Source organism: Variovorax paradoxus (genome assembly GCF_024734665.1).
GTDB lineage: Bacteria > Pseudomonadota > Gammaproteobacteria > Burkholderiales > Burkholderiaceae_C > Variovorax.
Window position 1 is genome coordinate 3,359,484 of the sequence record NZ_CP102931.1, and the last position, 24,400, is coordinate 3,383,883.

23 protein-coding genes are annotated in these 24,400 nt (G+C 66.3%); 8 read left to right on the forward strand and 15 right to left on the reverse strand.

The window, feature by feature from the left end; genetic code table 11:
* Positions 1–18: 18 nt before the first annotated feature.
* From NWF24_RS34195 to mgrA, 8 genes are all read right to left on the reverse strand, one after another.
* On the reverse strand, positions 19–1,854 hold the full coding sequence (locus tag NWF24_RS34195; protein WP_309148875.1) for an amino acid ABC transporter permease/ATP-binding protein: 1,836 nt from the start codon (positions 1,852–1,854) through the stop codon (positions 19–21).
* The gene (locus NWF24_RS15780; protein ID WP_258354995.1) at positions 1,851–2,390 is read right to left on the reverse strand and encodes a GNAT family N-acetyltransferase; all 540 of its coding nucleotides are present in this window, start codon (positions 2,388–2,390) and stop codon (positions 1,851–1,853) included. The genes NWF24_RS34195 and NWF24_RS15780 overlap by 4 nt, the downstream gene beginning before the upstream one ends.
* A complete protein-coding gene (locus NWF24_RS15785) occupies positions 2,390–3,730 on the reverse strand; it encodes an LLM class flavin-dependent oxidoreductase (RefSeq protein ID WP_258354996.1) in 1,341 nt (446 codons plus the stop codon). The genes NWF24_RS15780 and NWF24_RS15785 overlap by 1 nt, the downstream gene beginning before the upstream one ends.
* Before the next feature lie 49 nt (positions 3,731–3,779).
* The gene (locus NWF24_RS15790) at positions 3,780–4,790 is read right to left on the reverse strand and encodes an LLM class flavin-dependent oxidoreductase (protein ID WP_258354997.1); all 1,011 of its coding nucleotides are present in this window, start codon (positions 4,788–4,790) and stop codon (positions 3,780–3,782) included.
* Between the two features lie 145 nt (positions 4,791–4,935).
* Complete coding sequence (locus NWF24_RS15795; RefSeq protein ID WP_093173768.1) at positions 4,936–5,262, reverse strand: hypothetical protein; 327 nt, start codon at positions 5,260–5,262, stop codon at positions 4,936–4,938.
* Positions 5,263–5,275: 13 nt separating this feature from the next.
* On the reverse strand, positions 5,276–6,124 hold the full coding sequence (locus NWF24_RS15800) for a hypothetical protein (RefSeq protein ID WP_093173770.1): 849 nt from the start codon (positions 6,122–6,124) through the stop codon (positions 5,276–5,278).
* Between the two features lie 175 nt (positions 6,125–6,299).
* Entirely contained in the window at positions 6,300–6,497 is a 198-nt protein-coding gene (locus NWF24_RS15805; protein WP_258354998.1) for a hypothetical protein, read from the reverse strand.
* A gap of 106 nt (positions 6,498–6,603) precedes the next feature.
* Entirely contained in the window at positions 6,604–7,644 is a 1,041-nt protein-coding gene (gene mgrA / locus NWF24_RS15810; RefSeq protein WP_258354999.1) for an L-glyceraldehyde 3-phosphate reductase, read from the reverse strand.
* A 215-nt stretch (positions 7,645–7,859) separates the two neighbouring features.
* On the opposite strand from mgrA, the gene NWF24_RS15815 reads away from it, so the two are divergent.
* Genes NWF24_RS15815 through NWF24_RS15835 form a run of 5 tightly spaced genes read left to right on the forward strand, consistent with a single transcriptional unit; the run spans position 7,860 to position 11,933 of the window.
* Positions 7,860–8,924: an ABC transporter substrate-binding protein gene (locus tag NWF24_RS15815; RefSeq protein WP_258355000.1), complete on the forward strand. Its 1,065-nt coding sequence runs from the start codon at positions 7,860–7,862 to the stop codon at positions 8,922–8,924.
* 10 nt (positions 8,925–8,934) lie between these two features.
* Positions 8,935–9,744, forward strand: a complete 810-nt coding sequence (locus tag NWF24_RS15820; protein WP_258355001.1) for an ABC transporter ATP-binding protein — start codon at positions 8,935–8,937, stop codon at positions 9,742–9,744.
* Positions 9,741–10,568, forward strand: a complete 828-nt coding sequence (locus NWF24_RS15825) for an ABC transporter permease (RefSeq protein WP_258355002.1) — start codon at positions 9,741–9,743, stop codon at positions 10,566–10,568. The genes NWF24_RS15820 and NWF24_RS15825 overlap by 4 nt, the downstream gene beginning before the upstream one ends.
* The gene (locus NWF24_RS15830) at positions 10,561–11,445 is read left to right on the forward strand and encodes a substrate-binding periplasmic protein (RefSeq protein WP_258355003.1); all 885 of its coding nucleotides are present in this window, start codon (positions 10,561–10,563) and stop codon (positions 11,443–11,445) included. The genes NWF24_RS15825 and NWF24_RS15830 overlap by 8 nt, the downstream gene beginning before the upstream one ends.
* Positions 11,446–11,501: 56 nt before the next feature.
* Positions 11,502–11,933, forward strand: a complete 432-nt coding sequence (locus NWF24_RS15835; protein ID WP_258355004.1) for a GNAT family N-acetyltransferase — start codon at positions 11,502–11,504, stop codon at positions 11,931–11,933.
* Between the two features lie 6 nt (positions 11,934–11,939).
* On the opposite strand, the gene NWF24_RS15840 is transcribed toward NWF24_RS15835, so the two are convergent.
* A complete protein-coding gene (locus NWF24_RS15840; protein WP_258355005.1) occupies positions 11,940–13,427 on the reverse strand; it encodes an MFS transporter in 1,488 nt (495 codons plus the stop codon).
* Between the two features lie 127 nt (positions 13,428–13,554).
* Here NWF24_RS15840 and NWF24_RS15845 point away from each other — a divergent pair, with 127 nt between their 5' ends.
* Positions 13,555–14,487, forward strand: a complete 933-nt coding sequence (locus tag NWF24_RS15845; protein WP_258355006.1) for a LysR substrate-binding domain-containing protein — start codon at positions 13,555–13,557, stop codon at positions 14,485–14,487.
* Between the two features lie 124 nt (positions 14,488–14,611).
* Entirely contained in the window at positions 14,612–16,342 is a 1,731-nt protein-coding gene (locus tag NWF24_RS15850) for a carboxylesterase family protein (protein ID WP_258355007.1), read from the forward strand.
* 20 nt (positions 16,343–16,362) lie between these two features.
* Here NWF24_RS15850 and NWF24_RS15855 read toward each other — a convergent pair whose 3' ends face one another.
* The 3 genes from NWF24_RS15855 to NWF24_RS15865 all read right to left on the reverse strand — a co-directional run bounded on the left by NWF24_RS15855 (position 16,363) and on the right by NWF24_RS15865 (position 19,693).
* Entirely contained in the window at positions 16,363–17,595 is a 1,233-nt protein-coding gene (locus tag NWF24_RS15855) for an SAM-dependent methyltransferase (RefSeq protein ID WP_258355008.1), read from the reverse strand.
* 121 nt (positions 17,596–17,716) lie between these two features.
* On the reverse strand, positions 17,717–18,658 hold the full coding sequence (locus tag NWF24_RS15860) for a cation diffusion facilitator family transporter (RefSeq protein WP_258355009.1): 942 nt from the start codon (positions 18,656–18,658) through the stop codon (positions 17,717–17,719).
* A gap of 39 nt (positions 18,659–18,697) precedes the next feature.
* Positions 18,698–19,693: an AraC family transcriptional regulator gene (locus NWF24_RS15865; RefSeq protein ID WP_258355010.1), complete on the reverse strand. Its 996-nt coding sequence runs from the start codon at positions 19,691–19,693 to the stop codon at positions 18,698–18,700.
* Between the two features lie 245 nt (positions 19,694–19,938).
* On the opposite strand from NWF24_RS15865, the gene NWF24_RS15870 reads away from it, so the two are divergent.
* Positions 19,939–20,991 carry an aldo/keto reductase gene (locus NWF24_RS15870; RefSeq protein ID WP_258355011.1) on the forward strand — a complete coding sequence of 351 codons (1,053 nt, stop codon included), beginning with the start codon at positions 19,939–19,941 and terminating at the stop codon, positions 20,989–20,991.
* Here the strand turns inward: NWF24_RS15870 and bioD are convergent.
* The 3 genes from bioD to bioA are packed head-to-tail and all read right to left on the reverse strand — an operon-like array spanning position 20,974 to position 24,309.
* The gene (gene bioD, locus NWF24_RS15875) at positions 20,974–21,714 is read right to left on the reverse strand and encodes a dethiobiotin synthase (protein WP_258355012.1); all 741 of its coding nucleotides are present in this window, start codon (positions 21,712–21,714) and stop codon (positions 20,974–20,976) included. The genes NWF24_RS15870 and bioD overlap by 18 nt on opposite strands.
* The gene (bioF, locus tag NWF24_RS15880; protein WP_258355013.1) at positions 21,711–22,943 is read right to left on the reverse strand and encodes an 8-amino-7-oxononanoate synthase; all 1,233 of its coding nucleotides are present in this window, start codon (positions 22,941–22,943) and stop codon (positions 21,711–21,713) included. The genes bioD and bioF overlap by 4 nt, the downstream gene beginning before the upstream one ends.
* Positions 22,927–24,309, reverse strand: coding sequence for an adenosylmethionine--8-amino-7-oxononanoate transaminase (gene bioA, locus NWF24_RS15885; RefSeq protein WP_258355014.1), 1,383 nt, complete (start codon positions 24,307–24,309; stop codon positions 22,927–22,929). Before bioA ends, bioF begins: the two co-directional genes overlap by 17 nt.
* Positions 24,310–24,400 lie beyond the last annotated feature (91 nt).

Below are 24,400 nucleotides of genomic sequence, written 5' to 3' on the forward strand. Positions count from 1 at the left end.
AAGAGAGGAAAGGAAAAGTCAAAGAACCTTGGCCAGGAACTCGGCCGTGCGCGGATGCTCCGGCGCGTTGAACACCTTGTCGGGCGAGCCGGTTTCGAGAATGCGGCCGCGCTCCATGAAGACGATGGTGTCGGCCACCTCGCGCGCAAAGCCGATCTCGTGCGTGACGATGACCAGCGTGGTGCCCGAGCGCGCCAGCTCCTTGATGACGGCCAGTACCTCGCCGACCAGTTCGGGGTCGAGCGCCGAAGTGGGCTCGTCGAACAGCAGCACCTTCGGCCTGAGCGCCAGTGCACGGGCAATCGCCACGCGCTGCTGCTGGCCGCCGGAGAGCTGCCTCGGATAGGCATGCGTCTTGTCGCTCAGGCCCACGCGCACCAGCAGTTCGGAGGCCAGCGCCTCGGCCTCCGCACGCGGCAGGCCGCGCACCGACACCGGCGCCTCGACGATGTTCTCCAGCACCGTGAGGTGCGGGAACAGGTTGAAGTTCTGGAACACCATGCCCACGTCGACGCGGCGCTTGAGAATCTCCTTCTCGTGCAGCTCGTAGAGCGTGTCTTCGTCGCGGCGGTAGCCGATGAGCTCGCCGTCGATGGCAATGAAGCCGTCGTCCACGCGCTCCAGGTGGTTGATGGCGCGCAGCAGCGTCGACTTGCCCGAGCCCGACTGGCCGAGGATGACCGTCACGCTGCCCTGCCCCACGGTCAGCGTCACGTCGTCGAGCACCTTGAGCGCGCCGAAGCTCTTCGACACGCCGTGGATAGTGACCTCGCCACCCTGCGTGAGCGGATCGGTCCAGCGCGGCACCTGCGCAGGGGCATCGGCGACAGATGCTTCCTCGGCGACAGGCAGCGCTGCAGGCACCTTCGCCCGCCACAGCCCGCGCACCACGCCGCCAAGCCACGAACTCGGCGGATTGCGCAGCGCTCCGCGCGAGAAATGCCGCTCCACGTAGTGCTGCACCACCGACAGCACCGTGAGGATGATGAGATACCACACCGTCGCCACCATCAACAGCGGAATCACTTCCAGGTTGCGCCGGTAGATGATCTGGATCGTGTAGAACAGCTCGGGCAGGGCCAGGATGTAGAGGTTCGACGTGCCCTTGGCCAGTCCGATGATGTCGTTGAACGCCGTGGGCAGAATGGTTCGCATGGCCTGCGGCAGCACGATGCGAAAAGACTGCCGCGTGCGCGACAGCCCCAGCGCCGCCGCCGCTTCGAGCTGCCCCTGCTCCACCGACAGGATGCCGCCGCGCACGATCTCCGAGGCAAAGGCCGCCTGGTTCAGCGTGAGACCCAGCAGCGCGGCCACGAAGGGGCTGATCAGCTGCGTTGTCGGGTACGAGAAGAAGGTGACGTCGGTGCCCGGAATGCCCAGCGTCACTGTCTCGTAGAGGTAGCCCAGGTTGTTGATGATCAGCAGCAGCACGATCACCGGAATCGACCGGAAGATCCAGGTGAACACCCAAGCCAGCCGCGCCAGCAGCGGCGAGCGGGACACACGCGCCAGCGCCAGGGCAGTGCCGAAGAAAAAGCCCAACAGCGCGCCCAGCGCCGTCAGCAGCAGCGTGCGACCCAGGCCTTGCAGCACCGGCTCCGCGAAGAACCATTCTGCGAACACGCCCCAGCCCCAGCGCGGGTTGGTCAGCGTCGAGTGCAGCACGATGCCGATGACGAGTATTGCGAAGATGGTGCCGGCCGTGCGCGCGGGGTATCTGGCCGGCACGACCCGAAAGTGCGAGTAGTCGCCCTTCGCGGGCACTGGTGCAGGTGCTGGGCGCTGCGGTTGCGGCGCGCGAACCGGTACGGGGCTTCGCGGCTCGGTGCCGACATCGAGAACGGTCGTATTCATCGCTGCACCGCCCCGGCCTGTTGCTCGGCAAGGCGACTGCGATGACGCCCCGTGTCCAGGTACTTCTCGAACGGCAGCTTGCGCGGCGTCTCCGGGTCGACAGGCGGATCGAACAGCGCCGTGTAGCCATGGCCGAGATACAGGCCCACGGCCTCAGGCTGGCGAAAGCCGGTCGTCAGGTAGATGCGCTCATAGCCCAGCCGCAGCACCTGAGCCTCCAGTTCGGCGAGCACCTTGCTGGCCAGGCCCTGCCGCCGCAGGTCGCTGTGCGTCCACACGCGCTTGAGTTCCGCCGTACGCTCGTCGTGGCGCATGAACGCACCGCCACCGATGGCAACGCCGTCGCGCAGCAGCAGCACGAAGTTGCCGCCGTGCGATGGCGCGAACACCTCGGGCGGATAGCGGTCCATCTCGCGCGGTGCACCCGGCTCGCGCAGCACGTCGCCGTAGCGGCTGTCGTACTCGAAGGCCAGGCCTTCGATAAGCGGCTTCGCGCGCGGGTCGAGCGGCGTGGTGTAGAGGAACTGTTCGCTCATCAGGCAGCCTTCTGCACTGCGGGCGCAACTTCCTGCGCTGCATAGCGGCTCGCCTTGCGCGGCAGGCCCAGGTGGTCGCGCAGGGTGTGGCCGGGCAGCTCGCGCTGGTAGCGTCCACGTGCCTCCAGCACCGGAATCACGAACTCGATGAAGTCGTCGAGGCCCTGCCCCAGCACCGGAAAGCCGAGGATGAAACCATCGGCCGCGCCCTCGTCCACCCAGCGGATGATCTCGTCGGCGATGCGCTCGCCGGTGCCCACGAACTGCGTGCGCGGCGTGGCCACTTCGAGCGCCACTTCGCGCAGGGTCTGGCCCTTGGCCTTCGCATTGGCCTTGATGCGATCGGTGGTCGAGCGAAAGCTGTTGCGGCCGATTTCGCCCAGCTCGGGGAACGGCGCGTCCAGCGGGTACTGGCTGAAGTCGTGGTGGTCGAAGAAGCGGCCGAGGTAGGCCAGCGCCTCTTCCACCGTCAGCAGCTCGCGAATGGCGCGGTACTTGGCTTCGGCCTCCGCCTCGGTGGCCGCGACCACCGGGCCGATGCCGGGGAAGATCTTCACGTCATCGGCCTGCCGGCCCTGCGCGACGGCGCTGGCCTTCACCTGCCGCAGGAAGTTGCGCGTGTCCTCCAGCGAGGGCGAATGAGTGAACACCGCGTCTGCATACTTGCCGGCGAGCCCGATGCCCGCGTCCGACGAGCCCGCCTGGAAGATCACTGGCTGGCCCTGCGGCGAGCGCTGGATGTTCAGCGGGCCCGACACCTGGAAGAAGCGCCCCTTGTGGTCCAGCGTGTGCAGCTTCTCGCGGTCGAAGAACTGGCCGCTCTCGCGGTTGCGCACGAAGGCGTCGTCGTCCCAGCTGTTCCACAGGCCCTGCGTCACGGCCAGGTACTCGTCGGCGATCTCGTAGCGCAGCGCGTGCTCGGGGTGCGCGCGGCTGTAGTTCTTTGCGCTGCCTTCGAGCGGCGTGGTCACCACGTTCCAGCCCGCGCGGCCGCCGCTGATCAAATCGAGCGAGCCGAACTGGCGTGCCACCGTGAACGGGTCGCTGTACGAACTGGAGACGGTGCCTGCGAGGCCGATCTTCGAGGTCACGGTCGCGAGCGCCGAGAGGATCGAAATCGGCTCGAAGCGGTTGAGAAAGTGCGGAATCGACTTCTCGTTGATGTAGAGCCCGTCCGCCACGAACGCGAAGGCGATGCCTGCCGCTTCGGCCTTCTGCGCGGTGCGCACGAAGAAGTCGAGGTTCACGCTGGCATCGGCCGGCCCGCCCGGATGCTTCCAGGAATTCATGTGGCTGCCGGCTCCCTGCAGCATGACGCCGAACTTGATGTTGTTGCTCATGACGATCGCTCTCTTCTTTCTTGTCTCTTCTGGAATGGAAAGGGAAGGCTCAGGCCGGCACTGCTGCCGGTTCACGCGCCCTGGCGAGCAGCTCGACGGATGCGTGGCGCTCCGCGAAGCCGGCCACCGGGATGTCGATGACAAACTCCTCGATGCCATAACGCTCGCTCAGTGCGTCGAGCGCATCGCGCACCTCTTCACCGGTGCCTGCGACCACATGAGGGCGGCGCTCTTCAGTGCGGTAGTCGCTCACGCCGGCTTGCCTTGCAAACTCGGCGGCGGCTTCGAGGCTCGGCAGGTTGACGCTCTGGCCGGTAGGCAGGTGCACACGAAAGCTTCGCAGCGCGCCAACAAGCTCCGCTGCTCTCTCGTGCGTCTCTGCCGCGAATGCAAAGAGCGCGAGCAGCGGTGCGCGACCCGACTCCGCGCGATAGGCCTCGAGTGATTGCGTGAGATTCACCGGGTCGCCGTTGAAGTGCCCCGCATAGACGAACTGCCAGCCGAGGCGCGCTGCAAGCACCGCGCTCTCAGGACTGCCACCGAGCAGCACGCGCTGCGGCAGCTGTGGCGGATTGGGCGTGGCGACCGCACCGGCCAGCGCATGGCCGGAGGCGATGCCGTCGTGCAGGAATGCATCTAGCTCGGCGAGACGCACGCCGAAGTCTTCGCCCTTCTTCACAGGATCGTGCAGCCACTGCAGCGCCTTGCTCGTCAGCGGCAGGCCGCCCGGCGCCTTGCCTATGCCCAGGTCCACGCGACCCGGCGCCAGCGAGGCCAGCACGCGAAACGTCTCGGCCACCTTGAACGGGCTGTAGTGCTGGAGCATGACGCCGCCCGTGCCCACGCGGATGCGCGAAGTCTTCGCAAGCACATGCGCAGCCAGCACTTCGGGCGCCGAGCCTGCGTAGTTCTTGTTGCCGTGATGCTCTGCGAGCCAGTAGCGGCGGTAGCCCAGCCGCTCAGCGCTCTGTGCGAGCGAGATGGTGTGCTGGAACGCCTGTGCGGCGTCGGCGCCTTCGGGAATCAGGCTCTTGTCGAGCAGGGACAGCGAATAAGACACGGTGTGAGGCGGGAAGCGCCCTTGAAAGAATTGCTTCAAATTCTCTTGGGCATCGCGCGCACCGGTTGCGCCGAATTTCTATATCGATATCTGTTGAATGCTCGGTCGCCGCAATGGTTTGGACTGAAATTCCGCGATTTGCCCCTCAAGGCAGCAAGGTGACGATCGTCTCCAGAACACCCAGGAAATCGGCAACGATCTCGAGTGTCTCCTGCGCTTTCTTGAACCCCGCCAGTTGACTTTGAAGGAGGAGCACGGAGCTCGAAAGTCCTGCGAGAGTGATTTTTGCCTGACCCGTCAAACTCGCGAACGCATTGTTCTCTACCTTCAGCAAGGCAAGGTAGGTCGTATTGAGTTGCTTCTGATGAACTTTTCTTTGTGCGGCCGTCAGCGACGCGGCATCTATTGCATAGAGAGAGATAAACGAGTCCTCGATGGCAGTGCGGAAAGCCTCGTAGTCATAGTCGTTCATGATGTTCTCCTCGCTAGTACGCGCTCTTGACGGATTTGATCGCCTCGGCACCCGCCTTGATGTTCGCGAGCGATTGCTTGATCTCTTCCGCCGAATAATCTCCACGCAGCGTAGTGATCCACTGTTTCTGCATGTCCACGCTGGCCTTCTTGGCCTTTTGCAGGATCTCGATGACCGGCGTCGTCTTCACGTAGGCAGTCCAAGCATCGCGCCATGGTGCACCCAGCTCGGTCTTGGGATCGAGGTAGGGCTTCTCCACCTTGAGCTTGTAGGCTTTGGCGCGCTCGGCTTCGGCCCTGACTGCTATCCAGCGAATCTCCTCATCAAGAAGTTTTTCGCTCAACGCAAGAGCTTCCCCTACCGTGACCGCATCTCTTCTGAGTGCTCTTTCAACCGCAGCCGCATGAACCTGCTTCGCAACGAATCCCGCCAGGCCGGACAGGGATTTCTTTTTCTCGTCGCTGAGCTTCAGCCCCACGGGCTCTTTTTTCAAGGCGTCCGCAACCTGCTCTACCGATGCGGCAGTGGCTGCACTTTGATCGTCCTTGGCCAAGGCTCCCAGCTCTTCGAAGTAGGAGCCGATCTTCCTGAAATAGACATTCGCTTCGCCGACCAGAGCCCGCCTCTCCAGAATGAGTGCAGTCGTCTGATTCAGCATCGCCGGGTTTCTTGTCGCCTCGTTCGAAAGAAAAACCGCATTGAAGGAGATCGAGTTCTCTAGCGCGAGCTCGTTCACTTGGCCAAGCGTTTCAGCATATGCCTTGCCGGCAGTGGCAACGCTCTGAGCTCGATCGACGACAACGGTGGTGCAGCCGGTTGAGATAACGGCGGCAATTACCGCCAGAAGATTACGGATTCTCATGGGTTCCTCTCTCCTCGCGCTTTTGCGCTACCTTGTTCCGCTTACGGGCAGTGTCGAATGTAGGTATCACCTGCGCCGGTGACATCCCCAAAACTGGGGATGGAGAACCGAGCAAAAAGAGAGAGGCGGTGGAGGACTTGCAATGAGTCAGCGCGCACTGAAAAGCACGCGCAGCTCACCACGAATGCGGCAGCAAGGCCAGAGCGGCAGCCGCATGCAGCCGCCGCAGCGCCCTCACCGGCACATAGCCATGCGGCGCACGCCGCGCCACTTCGTGTGCCGAGCCTGGCGGAATGCGCCAGGCCTTGGCTGTCAGGGCGAGAACATGGCGGGCCTGGGCCGCCGGGGAAACGTAGTGGGTGCGCAGTGGCATGGCAACGGTCGAAAGAAAACTTCGGCCAATTCTGCGCAGTGCCACTGCTTTTCCAAAGACGGATTCCAAGTTACCTGATGCGGTTCGCGAATCGCGATCCCGGGCCTCAGGCGAAATCGGTCGATGGCTTCTCCCAGAGATTGACGCCGCCTTCCACCGCGTACTTGTCGATCTCCGCCAGCTCCTCCGTGCTCAAGGGCGCATGCGACAGCGCCGCGACGTTGTCGACGATCTGCTCGGGCCGGCTCGCACCGATCAGCGCGGAGCTGACGCGCGGGTCGCGCAGTGTCCACGTCAGCGCGAGTTGGGCCAGCGTCTGGCCGCGGCGCTTGGCGATCTCGTTGAGCGCGCGGGCACGCTCCACATTGGCTTCGGACAGGTGCTCCTGCTTGAGCGAGCCGCCGCCGGGCCGGTTGATGCGTGCATCGGCCGGAATGCCCTTCAGATACTTGTCGGTCAGCAGGCCCTGCGCGAGCGGCGTGAACGCGATGATGCCCGCGCCCAGTTTATCGGTCGCGTTCAGCAGGTCTTTCTCGATCCAGCGGTTGAACAGGTTGTAGGCCGGCTGATGGATCAGGAGCGGCACCTTCCACTCGCGCAGCAGCGCGGCAATCTCGCGCGTCTTGCCGGCCGAGTAAGACGAAATGCCGATGTACAGCGCCTTGCCCTGCTGCACGGCCTGGGCCAGCGCGGAGGCGGTTTCTTCAAGCGGCGTGTGCGGGTCGAAGCGGTGCGAATAGAAGATGTCGACGTAGTCCACGCCCAGCCGCTGCAGGCTCTGGTCGAGGCTCGCGAGCACATATTTGCGCGAACCGCCGCCCTGCCCGTACGGGCCCGGCCACATGTCCCAGCCGGCCTTGCTCGAGATGATGAGTTCGTCGCGGTACGGCTTGAAGTCTTCGCGCAGTAGCCGGCCGAAGTTGGTCTCGGCACTGCCGTACGGCGGGCCGTAGTTGTTGGCCAGGTCGAAGTGGTTGATGCCCAGGTCGAAGGCCGTGCGCAGCAGCTGGCGCTGCGTGGCGATGGAGGTGGTGTCCCCGAAGTTGTGCCAGAGCCCGAGCGAGATGGCGGGCAGCACGAGCCCGCTGCGCCCGACGCGACGGTAGGGAATGGCGTCGTAGCGCTTGGAGTCGGCGTGGTAGGTCATGGGTGTGTCTTGTCTTGACAGTGGATGAAGGAAGGGAAAAGAGCCGTCGAGGATGCCCCCGCAGGCACAGCGCGGCAAGCATTTCCACGCCGCTGTCGCGCGTATCCGTCGCCGCATATGCATAGGCGGTTTTCTTCGTTGGCGCGGCGCGGGGCGCTTTCTAGCATCGGCGCTCCGCCAACTTCCAGACCGCTCCGCTAACGGAGCGCGCCGCCATGCCCATCGAGACGCCCTCCCACCCTTCGCGCCGCCTTGCGCTCAAGACTTTCGCCTCGCTGACTGCGGCCGGCGGCCTCGGTGGCCTCTTGCTGGCGGGCTGCTCGCGCGAAGAAGGCAAGACTGCATCGGCCGGCGGCGCTCCGGCCGTGGTGAAGAAGACCGGCGAGAAGGTTGCCTTCAAGTACCCGAACAACCCCTCGTTCGACCTGATCTACCTGGCCGACGAGCTCGGCTACTTCGAGGGCACGAACACGCGCCCCGAGTACGTCGGCAAGATCGCCGCGCCGCAGATCATTCCGCTGGTGGGCACGGGCGAGATCGACTTCGGCAGCCGCATGGTGCCGCTGGTGATCTCGGCCATTGCCTCGGGCGCCGACCTCAAGGTCGTGGCTGCGGGCGGCAAGACGCTGCAGGAAGCGCCGCACATGAAGTACTTCGTTCGCAAGGACTCGGGCATCCGCGAACCGAAGGACCTCGAAGGCAAGACCATCGGCTTCAACAGCTTCGGCGCCTGCGCCGAGTTCGTCACCAAGAAGTACCTGCGCCAACACGGCGTGGACGTGAACAAGATCAACTTCGTCGTCATTCCCGACGAGCAGGCCGAGCAGACGCTGGTAACGCGCAACACCGACCTGGCGATCATCCACGCGCCCTTCTCTGGTCGCGCCGACAACGCCGACCAGCTTGTGCGGCTGTGGAGCGACTTCGACCTCGACGGCGGCCTCGGCGGCATGGCGCCGTACAGCGCCCACGGCCAGTTCATCCGCCAGCACCCCGAGGCGGTGCGCGACGTGGTCGTTGCGCTAGCCAAGGCCGGCAACTGGGTCAACGCCAACACCGAGGAAGCCCGCAAGCTGGTGGCCAAGCGCATCAACATGGACCTGAAGAATGTCGACCGCTATGCCTACGTCGACGACCTGGTGGTGACCGAGCCGCCGATCCAGTACTACATCGACATCCTGCAGTCCGAAGGCAAGCTCGCCGCCGGCAAGGTGGCAGTGAAGGACGTGTATACGAACGAATTCAACCCCTTCGCCAGCAAGATCGCCACGAAGGCCTGAGCGCGCGCCGATGACCATCAAGATCTCTGCCCGCGACGTGCGGATGGACTACGCAGCCCGCGGCGCGAGCGAGCGCGTGCGTGTGCTCGAAGGCTTCGACCTCGACGTGCGCGAGGGTGAATTCCTCTCGGTGCTCGGCCCGTCGGGCTGCGGCAAGTCGACCTTTCTCGGCATCCTGGCCGGGCTGACCGAACGCACTGGCGGGCGCATTGCCATCAACGGCCAGCCGCTCGCGGGCATCAATCGCAACCAGGGGGTGGTGTTCCAGGGCTATGCGCTGTTTCCTTGGCTCTCGGTGCTCGACAACATCGCGGTCGGGCTCGAGATACGCGGCGTCGGCAAGGCCGAACGTCGCCGCACCGCGCACGAATACCTCGAACTGGTGGGCCTGCATGGCTTTGCGGATCGCTACCCGCACGAGATCTCGGGTGGCATGAAGCAGCGCGTGGCCATTGCGCGTTCGCTCGCCTACAAGCCCGACGTGCTGCTGATGGACGAGCCCTTCGCCGCGCTCGATGCGCAGACGCGCGAGATTCTCCAGGGCGAGCTGCTGCGCATCTGGGAGCAGTACCGCAAGACCATCGTGTTCATCACGCACAGCCTGGAAGAAGCGGTGTACCTGTCGGACCGCGTGGCGGTGATGACGCAGCGGCCCGGCCGCATCAAGGACATCATCGACATTCCGCTCGCGCGCCCGCGTTCGGCGGAGCTTCGTCACTCGGCCGAGTTCGCCGCGCTGCGGCAACGTGCGTGGGAAGTACTGAAGGACGAAGTGCAGATCGGCCTGCGGCCCAAGTCGCTCGAAGGGGGCGTGTCATGAGTGCCGTGCTCGACGCTCCAGTGGTTCGTTCGCCCAGCCGACTCTTCAAGTTCGCTCGCGGCCTCGGCCGGGTGGCCGAACGCGGCATCGGCATCGTGATCTTCCTGGCGCTGTGGGAGGCCCTGCCGCGCCTTGGCATCGTGAGCGATGCCTACCTGAGCCCGCCTTCCGCCGTGATCGCGAGCATCGCCCAGCTCGTCGACACCGGCCAGCTCTGGAAGCACATGGCCGCCAGCCTGCAGCGCTCGCTGTGGGGGCTGGTGCTCGCGAGCTTCTTTGGCGTGGTGCTGGGCCTGCTGATTGGCAGTTCAAAGCGGCTGGCGGCCATCGTCGATCCGGTGCTGCAGCTTTTTCGCCAGACTTCGGCCTTCGCGCTGTTTCCGGTGTTCATCCTGTTCCTGGGCATCGGCGAGCTGTCGAAGGTGGCGATCATCTTCTGGGCTTCGTTCTGGCCCGTGCTGCTGAGCACGGTGAGTGGCGTGAAGCAGGTCGACCGGCTGCTCGTGAACTCGGCGCTGTCGATGGGCGCGTCGCAGCGCTTCATCTTCTTCAAGGTGGTGCTGCCGGCCTCGCTGCCGTCGATCTTTACCGGCGTGCGGCTGGCGGGGGCGTACAGCATCACCGCGCTGGTGGCGGCCGAGATGATCGGCGCGCATTCGGGGCTGGGCTTTCTCACGCTGAATTCGCAGGAGACCTTCCAGATACCGACCATGTATGCGGGCATCCTGCTGCTGGCGGTGCTGGGGCTGGTGCTCAACTACCTGCTTGCGCTGCTGGAGCGGCGGTTGCTGCGCTGGCGGCGGGGGTTGAGTCTCGATGAGTGACGCCGTTTCTCCGTCGGCCTCGCGCTCTCGTCGGCTCGCGCTGGCCGGCGCCTCGCTCGTTGCGGCGGCTGCGCTGGCGGGCCTGGGCGCATCGTGGGCTTCGGGGAGCCGCCTGAGCGAATTGCCCAAGGGGCCGGTGCTGGCCAGGGCCATCGAACGCGGCACGCTGGTCGTTGGCGTGCGCCGCTATCCGCGCCCTGCCCCTCCCGAAGCACCCACGCCACCGGAGCCCGATGGCTTCGACGCCGCACTGGCGCGCGAGCTGGCCCGCTCGCTGGGCGTGACGCTGGAGCTGGTAGGGCTGGACGCTGCCGCGCAGGACGCGGCACTACGCGATGGCCGTGTCGACCTGCTGATCGCTGGAGTGCCGTCTGCCACCGCGCCGAAAGGCATCGACGCGGCCCCTGGCAGCTACGACACAGGCAGTGGCCTGGTGGTCGCGCTACGCAAAGGCCGTGTGCAGGATGCGGAGGCGCTGCGCGGCGCGCCGGTCTGCGTGGGCGAAGGCTCGGGCTACGCCGGTGCGGTGTCGCTGCGCTACGGGGCGCAGCCGCGCAGCTACCCGTCTTCCGTGCATGCCGTGTCGGCCTTCATGGCGGGCGAATGCGCCGCACTGGCCGAAGACGCCGAAGTGCTGGAACGCCTGTTGAAGAACGACGAATGGCGCTTCTACAAGCCACTGGCAAGCGGCCTGCGCCCGCCGTCGGACGCCGCCATCCGCCTACCGCAAGGCGACGCCACCTCGCGCGACTACCTGGCCGCCGCGCTGCGCCAATGGCGCGCGGACGGCACGCTGGCACAGGCACGCGGTGCGCGTGCTGGCAACCTGCAGTTCGAGATCACGCTGCTCAAGGACGGGTTCGTCTGTCATTCCTGAGTGGGTAGCGGTTCGGGGCCGGTACAGTTGCCCGGCTCTTACCCAGCCCACATGCCATGACGAACATCACGATCACGACACCCACGCCCGAAGAAGTCCGCTCCGGCGAGTTGGGCCTCAAGCTGCGGCACTACAACTACGGCTTCGTCGGCGAGTACCCCGAGCAGCAGTACATCCGCCTCAACGCAAGGGACGAAAACGGCCGCCTCCTCGGCGGACTGCGCAGCTTCGTGTTCCTGTATTGGCTCAACGTCGAAGTGCTCTTTGTCGAGGAAGATGCGCGAGGCACGGGTCTCGGCAGCCGCCTGCTCGTCGAAGCCGAACGGCAAGCCATCGCGCTGGGCGCCAAGAACGCGAAGCTCGACACCTTCGAATGGCAGGCGCGGGCCTTCTACCTGAAGCACGGCTACGAGGAGTACGCCCGCATCGACGACTACGCGCCCGGCTTCTACCTGGCGTACATGAAAAAGTCTCTGCTGAGGCCCTGAAACCGGCTACTTCGGCGCCGGCTTCCCCGCTCCGACCACATGGCTCTCCAGCCCTTCCTTGGGCAGCAGCAAAGCCAGCGCGATCACGCCCAGGCTCACGACCAGCATCGCCATGAAGGTGAGATGCAGCGAGCCGCCCAGCGCCAGCCGGATGCCCGCATCCCCCGCTACGGAGCCGTGCACGCCCTGCAGCAGCAGGCGCAACTGGTCGTCGGTGAACATCATCGTGCCGTCCCCGCGCGTCAGCCCGAAATTGAAGACCGCGCCGAAGAAGGCAGCCCCCAGCGCACTGCCAAGGTTGCGCGAGAACACGTTCGACGCCGTGGCGACGCCGCGTTGAGAAAGCTCCACGCCTTCCTGAATCAGGATCAGCGAGCTCAGGCTCATCACGCCCATGCCCAGGCCGATGATGAAAGAACCCACGGCGGGCAGCACCGGTGAACTGCCCGCCCCCAGCAAGGCGAAGGTCGATGTGCCCAGTGGAATCAGCGCCGCACCGGCCACCACCATGCGCCAAAGCCCGATGCGGTGGAAGGTGCGCGAGGTCAACGTCGCGCCGATGGGCCAGCCGAGCATCACCATCGTGAGCGTGAGGCCGGCCGTGACCGAAGAGCGCTCCAGCACCACCTGCACGTACATCGGCAAAAAGGTCGTGATGCCGATCAGCACCATGCCGGCGAGCATGGCCGCGCCGTTCACGGTGGCGATCATCCGTGCGCCCCAGAGGCGCAGCGACACCATCGGGTCGGCCGCGCGGCGCTCCTGCGCGATGAACAGCGCGAGCGTGACGACGAACAACCCGGCCCACGCGAGCGCGACGCCCGAATTGCCGACGCCGAACTCGGTCAGCGCAATCATCAGCGCCGCGATGCCGATGGTGAACAGCACCGCGCCCACCATGTCGATGGACGAGCGCCGCACCGTGGGCGCCTCGTGCAAAAAGAACCAGAAGCCCGCCGCCGCGGCCAGGCCGATGGGCACGTTGACCCAGAAGATCCAGGCCCACGACAGCTTCTGCACGATCAGCGCGCCGATGATCGGCCCGACCACTGCAGACACGGCCCACACGCTCGCAAGCCAGCCCTGCACCTTGCCGCGCTCGCGCACCGGATAGAGGTCGCCCACGATGGTGAGCGACACGGGCTGGATGGCGCCCGCGCCAATGCCCTGGATCAGCCGGAAGCAGATCATGGCCGGCATCGACCACGAGAAGCCCGCCAGCACCGAGCCGATGACGAAGACGGCGATGCCCACGAACATGATGGGCTTGCGGCCGTACAGGTCGGAGAGCTTGCCGAACACCACCGTCATCGCGGTCTGCGCGAGCAGGAAAGAGGCGAACACCCAGCTGTAGAGATGCAGGCCGCCCAGCTCGGAGGCGATCTGCGGCATCACGGTGGAGACGATGGTGGCTTCGATGGCCACCATCGCCATGGAGGCCATGATGGAGGCGATGACCAGCGGGCGGTTTGTTGTTCTGTTGGGGGAGGTCATGAGCCGTGCATGCTATAGACGGCATGAGTCCCTGTCCCCTGCTCGGGCTCTCGGCGCCGTTCGTTGGCTACAGTCCGGTGCAGCCGGCCGGCGTCATCCGGGCGCCTGGCGCTTCAGAAAGCTGCGAATGGATGAACTCAACGGCGTCGTCGACGACCTGATCGCGCTCGTGCTGGTGGTGGAAGCCGGCGGGTTCAACGCCGCGAGCACGCGCCACAACATTCCCGTGTCCCGGTTGAGCCGCCGCATCGCGGGCCTCGAAAAGCGCCTTGGCGTGAGCCTGCTGGTGCGCAGCTCCCGGCGCTTCAAGGTGACGGAGATCGGCGAACGCCTGTACCAGCACGGCCTGGCTATTCGCGCCGAGACCCGCAACGCGCTCGCGGTGGCGCAAGACACGCTCAACGAGCCGTCGGGCCATTTGCGGGTGTCGTGCCCCGCCGCCATGGCCACGGGCCTGGTCGGGCGGCTGTGCGTGGAGTTCGTCAAGCGGCATCCGAAGGTGACGCTGACGCTGGACTCCACCGACGGACGCCCTTCCCCTTGGAGCGAGGCGGCCGACCTGCTGATTCGCCCGAGCATCGACACGCTGCCCAATTCGAGCATGGTGTCGCGCAAGCTCGGCGATTTTCCGTACCTGCTGGCAGCCGCGCCGGCGCTGTTCGAATCGCTGGGCGAGCCGGCCACGCCGCAAGCACTTGCCGCGCTGGACGACTGCCCGGCTATCGGCTGGACCTTCGGCCCGCATCCCTCGCGCTGGCTGTTGCGCGGACCCGGCGATGCCGGGGTCGAGCTGAACGTGCATCCACGATTCACCAGCGACAGCCTGCTGCAGATCCACCAGGCGGCGCTCGCGGGCATCGGCATTGCGCGGCTGCCGGTCAGCCTGTGCGCCAAAGACCTGGAACAGGGCCGCCTGCGCGTGGTGGCGCCGGGGTGGGCGCCGCCGACCATCTCGATCCACGCGCTGTATCCCTCGCGCCGCGACCTCACGCTGGCGGGACGGCAGTTTCTTGCGATGCTGGTGGAGGCCACCGAGCCCTATTCGAAAACGGTGCGATAGCGTCGTTCAAAACTGCGTTTTCAGAAAGCTGCGTTTCATTCGCCCGGGTGTCATCGCACGGTCATCGCTCCTAGCATCGGCCGCAAGTCGGGTCCGCTGTGGAACCGGCCACCCGAGGACGACGATGGCGCATCACGAGAAGAAGAGTTCTTTCCCCATCTGGCCCGAAAGCCGGCGGCGGTTCATCCAGGCGACCGGCGCGTTGATCGCGCTGCCGCTGGCCGGTTGCGGCGGCGGCTTCTCGACACCTTTTGCCGGCAACGGCACAGGCACCGGACAACAGGCCGCCGCGCCGGTCGTCGACACCACCTCGGGGCGATTCAAGGGACAGGTCAGCGGCAGCGTTGCGTCGTACCTCGGCATTCCGTATGCCCAGCCGCCTGTCGGCGCGCTGCGCTTCCAGTCGCCGAAGCCGTTCAAGCCCGCGTCCGACATGGTGAACGCCGACAAGTTCGGCGCCGCCAGCCTGCAGACGCTGCCGCCGTACGTCACGTGGATCTACCCCGTGCCGGCGCAGCAGAGCGAAGACTGCCTGACGGTCAACGTGTGGGCACCCGCGAATGCCGCCGACGCCGCCAGGGCGCCGGTGATCGTGTGGCTGCACGGCGGCGCCTGGCGCACCGGCGCCACCAGCATGCCGCTGATGAACGGCGCAGCACTCGCGGCACTCGGCGTGGTGGTGGTCACGGTCAACTTCCGGCTGGGTGCGCTGGGTGGCCTTTCGCACCCGGACCTTGTCGATGCCGACACCGGCAGCGTCGCCAACTGGCAGCTGCAGGACCAGATGGCCGCGCTGCAATGGGTGCACCAGAACGCCGCCGCCTTCGGGGGCGACCCGGACAACATCTGCCTGATGGGGCAATCGGCCGGCGGCACCAGCGCGGCGGTCATTGCGCAGAACCCCGCCTCCCGGAAGTTCCTGCGCAAGGTCGTGCTGTTGAGCCCAGCCAGCAACGCGGCACCGAACAGCTTCAGCCTGAAGGACGCAGCTGCATACACCGAACTGCTGGCCGCCCGCCTGAACACCACGCCGCGGGGCCTGCGCGACGTGCCGGCCGCCACGCTCCACGCAGCGGAGATCGCACTCAACGCGCAACCGTTGCCAGCCACCATCACGACCGGACGCAGTTCGAAGTTCGTTCCGGTCATGGACGCGCAGTTCTGCCTCGCAGACTGGACGCGTGCCGCATGGCCGGCCGACCTGCCCGTGATCATCACGACCACGCTGACCGAAGGCAGCTTCTTCGTCGACCTGATCGACCCCACCACCGGCAAGGCGCTGACGGCGCCCCTGCCGCAAAACGACACGCAGCTGCTGGCATACATCACATCGCTGACCAACTCGGCCACGGCAAGCAGCCAAGTGCTCGCAAGCTACCGCCAGGCTGCCGCCGACGAGGGACGGCCAACGGGTGCCGGCGACCTGTTGGTGGAGATCTACGGCGACTACGCCATTCGCGTCCATTCGGTGCACTACGCCGGCAGGCTCGCCAGCGAAGGCAAGGACGTGCGCTTCGGCACCTATGCGCACGCCCTCAGGGCGCCGGGACACGGCGTGCCGCACTGCGCCGACCTGCCATTGCTCTTCGGCACCTACGGGCTGGACTACTACAAGGACAAGGTTGGCAACGGCACCGCGGAAGCGCAGCTGTCGGCAAGCATGGCAGCGGCGCTGGTGTCTTTCGCGCGCGAGCCGCAGGCTACGGCATTCGGCGCCGGTACTGCATGGCCGCGCTACACCGGCCCCTTGGCGAATGCGGTGCGCATGGGCGAAGGCAGCAGCGGGAGCGTGGCCGTAGGCACGGTGCCGAAGCTGGCGCAACTCGCCATCTGGGACGGTCTTCTGGGCTACTGAAGCGGCTTCACCTGCGGCCGTCAGCCCGCATTCAACGCCGAGGTGCCGTCGTAGATGTAGCGGCGCGACCAGGGCAGCGTCTTCGCAGACCTGCCGGCCTTGCGCCCGACGATCTGGTAGATGGCCACGTCGTCGTTCTCGAAGGCATAGGCGCAGCCCGCGAGGTAGATGCGCCAGATGCGGAACTTCTCCTCGTCGACGAACGCGTGCGCCTTCTCGCTGTTGGCTTCGTAGGCGTCGCTCCAGCAGCGCAGCGTTTGCGCGTAGTGGCGGCGCAGGTTCTCCACGTCGAATGCTTCGAGGCCGCCTTGCTGCATGGCCTGCAACGCCAGGCTGATGTGCGGCAGCTCGCCGTTGGGGAACACGTAGCGGTCGATGAAGTCGCCGCCGCCGTAAGACACACCGCCGCCCTCGGGGTCGGACGAGGTGATGCCGTGGTTCATGACCACGCCGTCGTCGGCCAGCAGCTCCTGCACGCGCTTGAAGTACGCGGGCAGGTTCTTGCGGCCCACGTGCTCGAACATGCCGACGCTGGTGATGCGGTCGAACTGGCCGGTCACGTCGCGGTAGTCCTGCAGGCGGATCTCGATGCGGTCCTGCAGGCCGGCAGCCTTCACGCGTTCGGTCGCCAGGTCGAACTGGTTCTGCGACAGCGTCACGCCCACGCAGCGCGCGCCGAACTTCTGCGCCGCGCGAATCACCAGCGCGCCCCAGCCACAGCCGATGTCGAGCAGGGTCTGGCCCGGCTTCAGCTCGATCTTGGTGAGGATGTGGTCGATCTTCTTGAGCTGCGCGGTGGCGAGGTCTTCGTCGCCGTTCTCGAAGTAGGCACACGAATAGACCATGTTCGGATCGAGCCACAGCCGGTAGAAGTCGTTGGAAACGTCGTAGTGGTACTCGATGGACTTCTTGTCCGACGACTTGGTGTGCGCGAAGTAGCGAGCCATGTGCCGAAGCGCGCCGCCGGGCTTGTCCATCGATGTCTTCGCAAGGCCGTAGGCGATGTCGATGACGTCGCTGAGCTTGCCTTCGATGTCGATCTTGCTCTTGACGTAGGCCTCGCCCAGGTTGTCGAGCGTGGGCTGCAGCATCAGCGACAGCGCCGCGGGCGACTTCACGTGCAGCGTGACCGAAGGCCCGCTGAAGGTGCCGAAGTCATAAGACTGGCCGTCCCACAAGGTGAGCCGCGCAGGCAGGTTGGCGCGAGCACGAACAGCGGCGCTCCACTGCGCCAGCTTCTTTTCCCAAAGCATGCATTTCTCCGTGTTGTTTGGTTCTCCCGATCACATGAACGGGCTGCTGCAGCGAACAAAACAATAGCGAAATTTTGCAAAACCTGCATGGTCGGGACGACGCAAGAAATTGCAGCAAGTGCTACAAGGCACCGCTCTTTCTTTCGGCGCCCGTGTCGCCGGAAGGCGCATCGCTCGCCTCGATGAAGATCCGCTTGATCATCGGGAACCGCGCGCGCACCTGCTTCTCGATGGCCGCGATGGCCTCGGCCGCGTCGCCGGTGGGCGTGTCGTCCTTGAAGTTGACGTCGACGATCACCAGCACGTCTTCCGGGCCGATGTACATCGACAGCACATGGCCCACGTCTTCCACGCCGGGCTGTTCCATGGCCAGCGCGCGAATGGCCCGCGCGGTCTCCGGGCGGATGCCTTCCCCGATCAGCAGCCCGCGCGACTGCGCGATGAGCAGCACGGCCACGCCCGCGAGCAGCAATCCGATGACCACCGAGGCCACGCCGTCGAGGGCCGGCATGTCCAGCGCGTGGCTGAGGTAGATGCCGAGCGCGGCCACCGCCAGGCCCGCCAGCGCGGCCGAGTCTTCGGCCAGCACGGTATAGGTGGTCGGGTCCTTGCTGCGGTCGAGCGCCTGCCAGAACGGCTGGCCGCGGGCCTGCGCGCGGAACTGCTTCAGCGCGATGAGAAAGCTCGTGCCCTCGAACAGCGCCGCCGCCGCGAGCACGACGTAGTTCCACGTCGGGTCGCGCATCGGCTCCGGCTGGCGGATGTGCTGGATACCTTCGTAGAACGAGATGCCACCGCCCAGCCCGAAGATGAGCACCGCGACGATGAGGCTCCAGAAGTACAGCTCCTTGCCGTGCCCGAACGGATGCTCGACCGTCGCGGGCCGCTTGCTCAGGCGCAGCCCTACCAGCAGCAGCACGCCGTTGAAGGTGTCGACCGCCGAGTGGATGCCCTCCGACAGCATCGCCGAGCTGCCGGTAACACCCGCGACGATGAACTTGGTGACCGCGATCGCCACGTTGGCGCCAATGGCGCCGTAGATGGCGATCTTCGATTCAGCCATGCGACACGCCGGCCAAGCGCTCTGGCGGGCTCATGCGGCTCATGCCGCTTCCATCGACTCGGCGCCCATCGCATCGTTGCCCGCCTCGCCGAGCCAGCGGCGCTTGTCGCGTAGCGGCGGCGCACCGAACATGCGGCCGTATTCGCGCGCGAACTGCGACGGGCTTTCGTAGCCCACGTTGTGCGCGGCGCTCGCCACGTCGGCGCCTGCAATCAGCATCTGCCGGCGCGCCTCCTGCAGGCGCAGCTGCTTCTGGTACTGCAGCGGGCTCATGGCAGTGACGGCCTTGAAGTGGTGGTGGAACGACGACACGCTCATGTGCACCGCCCGTGCCATGTCTTCCACCCGCAGCGACTGCGCATAGTTCACGCGCAGCGCGCTGATGGCCTTGGCGATGCGCTGGGTGTGGCTGTCCTGCAGGGCAATCTGCCGCAGCCGCGCGCCCTCGCCGTTGACCAGCAGGCGATACATGATCTCGCGCTTGATCATCGGCGCCATGATCGGCACGTCTTCCGGAGTGTCGAGCAGCCGCAGCAGGCGCAGCACCGGCTCCAGCACCGGCATGGCGATGCGGTTGACGTACATGCCGCGCGAGGCCGGCGCGTTGTTGGCCTTGGCCGGCAGCTTCTCGTCGCCGATGAGGTCGCCGATTTCGTCGAGGGCCAGCTCCAGCCGCACGCCGAGGTACGGCTCCTTCTCGCTCGTGACGCACACTTGGCCGCACACCGGCAGGTCGACCGAGGTGACGAGGTAGTGCATGGGGTCGTACACGTAGATGTCGTCGCCCACGATGATCCGCTTGGAGCCCTGCGCAATGAGGCCCAGCGCCGGCGACGCAAAGCCGTGCTTGGGGCCTTCGGGCTTGCTGATGCAGAACACCTGCAGGCCGGGCACGGCGGTGATGACGGTGCCGTCCTGCCCCTGGGTGATGTGCTCGATCAGCGCCACCAGTTCCTTGCGGGCTTCATCGAGTTCGGGTTCCAGCGGCATCGGCTGGGCGATGACGGCGGCGATTTCGGGTGTTTCGTCGGACATGTTCGGGGCCTTGTCGCGGTAGGAGGGCCTGGGAATGGCCACCATGGAGGATTGAGCGGTTTTGTAGCTTAGCGCGCCTCCCTTGGATTCGCACCTGCCGGCGGGGAGGTCTGGAGAATCAGGCAAATACTTTGCAGGAACGCGCTCGCCACGCCGGGGGCCGCAGCCGGATACTTTTTGCAGTCGCCCGGGCTTTCCGGCCCTTTCGGCCTCCCTCGGGCGCCTCCACCGCAAAGGATTCCTCCATGCAATACCGCAAATTCGGCCGCACCGGCCTCTTCGTTTCCGAGCTGTGCCTCGGCACCATGACTTTTGGCGGCTCCTCCGGCATCTGGGGCCAGATCGGCAACCTGCAGCAGTCCGAGGCCGAAGGGCTGATCGGCCGTGCGATGGACGCCGGCATCAACTTCATCGACACGGCGGACGTGTACTCTGACGGCCAGTCAGAAATCATCACCGGCCAGGCGCTGAAGAACCTCAAGGCGCCGCGCGACAGCTTCGTGCTGGCCACCAAGGTGCTGGGCGAAACCGGCAGCAAGGGCGTCAACTCGGCCGGCGCCTCGCGTTTTCACATCATGGATGGCGTGAAGGCCAGCCTGCAGCGCCTGCAGCTCGACCACATCGACCTGTACCAGATCCACGGCTTCGACCCGGCCACGCCCATCGAAGAAACCGTGCACGCGCTGGACAACCTCGTGCGCCAGGGCCACGTGCGCTACGTGGGCGTGTCGAACTGGGCGGCCTGGCAGATCGCGAAGGCGCTGGGCATCGCCGAGCGCGACCGGCTGGCACGCTTCGAGTCGCTGCAGGCCTACTACACGATCGCCGGTCGCGACCTGGAACGCGAGCTGGCGCCCATGCTGCGCAGCGAGAACGTCGGGTTGATGGTCTGGAGCCCGCTTGCGGGCGGCCTGCTGAGCGGCAAGTACGGCCGCAACACCGAAGCAGAAAAAGGCAGCCGCCGCACCACCTTCGACTTTCCGCCGGTGAACGTCGAACGCGCCTACGACTGCATCGACGTGATGCGCCAGCTGGCCGAGGCGCGCAAGGTGTCGGTCGCGCAGATCGCGCTGGCCTGGCTGCTGCACCAGCAGGTGGTGACCAGCGTGATCATCGGCGCCAAGCGCTCCGAGCAGCTGGACGACAACATCGCCGCCACCGCCATCAAGCTCACGGCCGATGAACTCGCCACGCTGGACAAGGTGAGCGCGCTGCCGGCCGAGTACCCGGGCTGGATGCTGGAACGCCAGGGCGGCGTGCGCGGCAAGCGGCTGGCGGAATCAGGCCAGCGCGGCTGAGACTTCTGATGCGGCAGTGCGGCGTGCGGCATGGGCCGCCGTCGCGCGCAGTGCGCGCAAGTCGATGTGCCGGGCTGCGCTGGCGGCATCGGGGTGCTCGAGGTGCGGCACGATGCCGAGCAAGGGCGCACCGAGACGCGCGCGCAGCGTCTGCAGATTGGCCTGCGGCGCGAGCATCGACGGATCGACCATGCTCGCCACCCAGCCCGCCAGCACGAGGCCACGCGCGCGAACGGCCTCGGCGCTCAGCAGCGCATGGTTGAGGCAGCCCAGCCGCAGGCCGACCACGAGGATCACTGGCAGGCCCAGCGCCACGGCGAGGTCGGCACCGTCGAGGTCGTCGCCGAACGGCACGCAGAAGCCGCCCACGCCTTCGACCACCACGGCATCGGCACGCGCCGACAGCTCAGCGAAGGCCGAGAGCATCGGCTGCAGCGCGATGTGCACGCCCTCTTCCCTGGCCGCCAGATGTGGCGACATCGGCGCGCGCAGCAGGTACGGGCAGCGCAGCGCCAGTGGCGCATCGACGTTGCCGGCCGCGTTCAAATGCTCTACGTCTTCGTTGCGCCACTCACCGCCGATGTCTTCCAGTCCCGCAGCCACCGGCTTCATGCCGACCGCGCGCAGGCCTGAGCCGGCCAGCAGGCTCAACATGGCACTGCTGACCAGCGTCTTGCCGATGCCCGTGTCTGTGCCAGTCACGAACCAAGCCCGGCGCATCATGCGGCTTCCTTCAAAGGCTGCGCGAGGGCTTCGCCCAATGCATCGACCAGCCGAGCGACATCGGCCTCGCTGTGGCTGGCCGACAGCGCGATGCGTAGCCGCGCCGTGCCGGCGGGCACAGTCGGTGGGCGGATCGCGCCCACGCGCAGGCCGCGTGCATCGAGCTGCGCCATGACTCGCATCGCGCGTGCGTTGTCGCCGACGATCAGCGGCTGGATCGCAGTGGGCGAATCGGGCAGCCACGCGCTTCCGTCTGCTGGCAATACTGCCTTCAGGCCGCGACGCAGTTGCGCGATGCGGGCCAGCAACTGTGCCCGGCGTTCCGCGCCCTCCTCGCCCTCGATCAGCGTCAGGCTCGCGAGCAGCGCGTGTGCGACGGCCGGCGGCGCGGCTGTCGTGAAGATGTACGGCCGCGCACGCTGCACCAGGTAGTCGATGACGGTGCGGTGCGCTGCCACGAAGGCACCCGATACGCCCGCCGCCTTGCCCAGCGTGCCCACGAGCACCAGCCGCTCCGAGCGCAAGCCCAGGGCTTCGACTACGCCGCGCCCGGTGCCCCCCAGCACTCCGAAGCCGTGCGCGTCGTCGATCACCAGCCAGGCGTCGTGCCGCTCGGCCAGTGCGAGCAGTTCGGCCACGGGCGCGATGTGGCCATCCATGCTGAACACCGCATCGCTCACGATGAGCTTGACCGGCGCGTCGCAGGCGGCGAGTTGCGCATCGAGCGCGGCCACGTCGCAATGCGGATAGCGCTCGACGCGCGCCTTGGCCAGCCGCGCGCCGTCGATCAGCGAGGCATGGTTGAGCGACTCCGAGAAGATGACGGCCTCGGCACCGCCGAGCGCCGACAACACCGCGAGGTTGGCCATGTAGCCGGTGCAGAAGAACAGGCTCTGCGCCTCAGGAATGAAGGGCGCCATCCAGCCGGCCAGCCGTTCTTCGAGCAGTGCATGGGCACGCGAGTGGCCGAGGATCAGGTGCGAACCGCCACTGCCCGTGCCGTACAGCGCGGCGCCTTCTGCCCATGCCTTCGCCAATGCGGGATGCGCGGCGAGGCCGAGATAGTCGTTGCTGCTGAACCCAAGCATCGTGCGCGGTGCGGTGGCGCCGGCCAGCGTCAGGGTCTGTTCGGGCGCGCAGGCGGTTTCGGCAATCTGCCTGCGACGGCGCAACGACTGGGCGTCGAGCGCGTGGATCTCGCCCTGCAGGCGGTCAAGCAAGCGCGACATCGCGGGCTCCTTTCTTTGAACTCATGGCCGTGACGGCCTTCAGCGCGGCCAGCGTACCGTCGACCAACTGGTCGATCTCGCTGTCGTTGATCGCATACGGCGGCATCAGGTAGACGGTGTTGCCGATAGGCCGCATCAGCAGCCCCTGCGCACGCGCCGCCATGTGGAAGCGCTCGGCAAAGCGCGCGCCCGGCTCGCGCACGTCGAAGGCCGTGATCATTCCGCGCTGGCGCAGGTGATCGATCGGCTGGCCTTCGAGCCCGTCGTGCAGCCGCTGCAGCAGGCGCACTGCGCGGCCACGGTTGCGCTGCAGCGCGTCTTCGCTCTTGAACAGATCCAGCGTGGCCACCGCCGCACGGCAGGCCAGCGCGTTGCCGGTGTACGAATGCGAATGCAGAAAGCTGCGCGCCACGTCGTCGTCGACAAAGCCCTCGTAGATGGCGTCGCGTGTCATCACCAGAGCCAGTGGCAGATAGCCACCGCTGATGCCTTTCGAGAGGCAAAGGAAGTCAGGCCAGATGCCGGCCTGCTCGCAGGCGAAGAAGCTGCCGGTGCGGCCGCAACCCACGGCTATCTCGTCTGCGATGAGGTGTACGCCGTAGCGGTCGCACAAGGCGCGCACGAGCCGCAGGTATTCGGGGTCGTGCATCGCCATGCCGGTGGCGCATTGCACCAATGGCTCGACGATCACGGCGGCGATGGTGTCGTGCTGTTCGGCCAGCAGAGCTTCGAGTTCGGCTGCGGCGCGGCGTGCGACGGCGGCCGCGTCTTCGCCCGGCTTGGCGTTGCGTGCATCAGGTGATGCAACGAGGTGCGCGTTCGCAAGCAATGGCGCGTAGGCATCGCGGAACACCGGCACGTCGGTCACGTGCAAGGCCCCCAGCGTCTCGCCGTGGTAGCCCTGCTTCAGCGCGACGAAGCGCTGCTTGCCAGCGCGGCCCGCGTTGCGCCAGGCGTGGAAGCTCATCTTCAGCGCGATCTCTACGGCCGAGGCGCCATCGGAGGCATAGAAGCAATGACCCAGCGCGTGCCCCGTCAGCGCGGACAGGCGCTCGGCCAGCTCCACGGCCGGTGCATGCGTGCAGCCCGCGAGCATCACGTGCGACAGCTTGTCGAGCTGGTCTTTCAGCGCAGCGTTGAGCGCGGGGTGTGCGTGGCCAAAGAGATTGACCCACCACGAACTGGTGGCGTCGAGATAACGGCGACCTTCATGGTCGGAGAGCCAGACGCCCTCGCCTCGCGCGATGGGCAACGGCGGCACTGCTTCGAGGCGAATGCTCTGCGTGCACGGATGCCAGACATGGCGCTGGCTGCGTTGCTGCAAGGCGGCATTGGGTGATGAGGAAGAAGCAGTCGTAGAAAGCACCCGCGCATTCCTTTCGTGAGGGCAAGGCGCGGGATCGTATCGATGCGTTCACGGTGCGGCAAACCGCTGGACGGCTTGCGAAATGACAGAC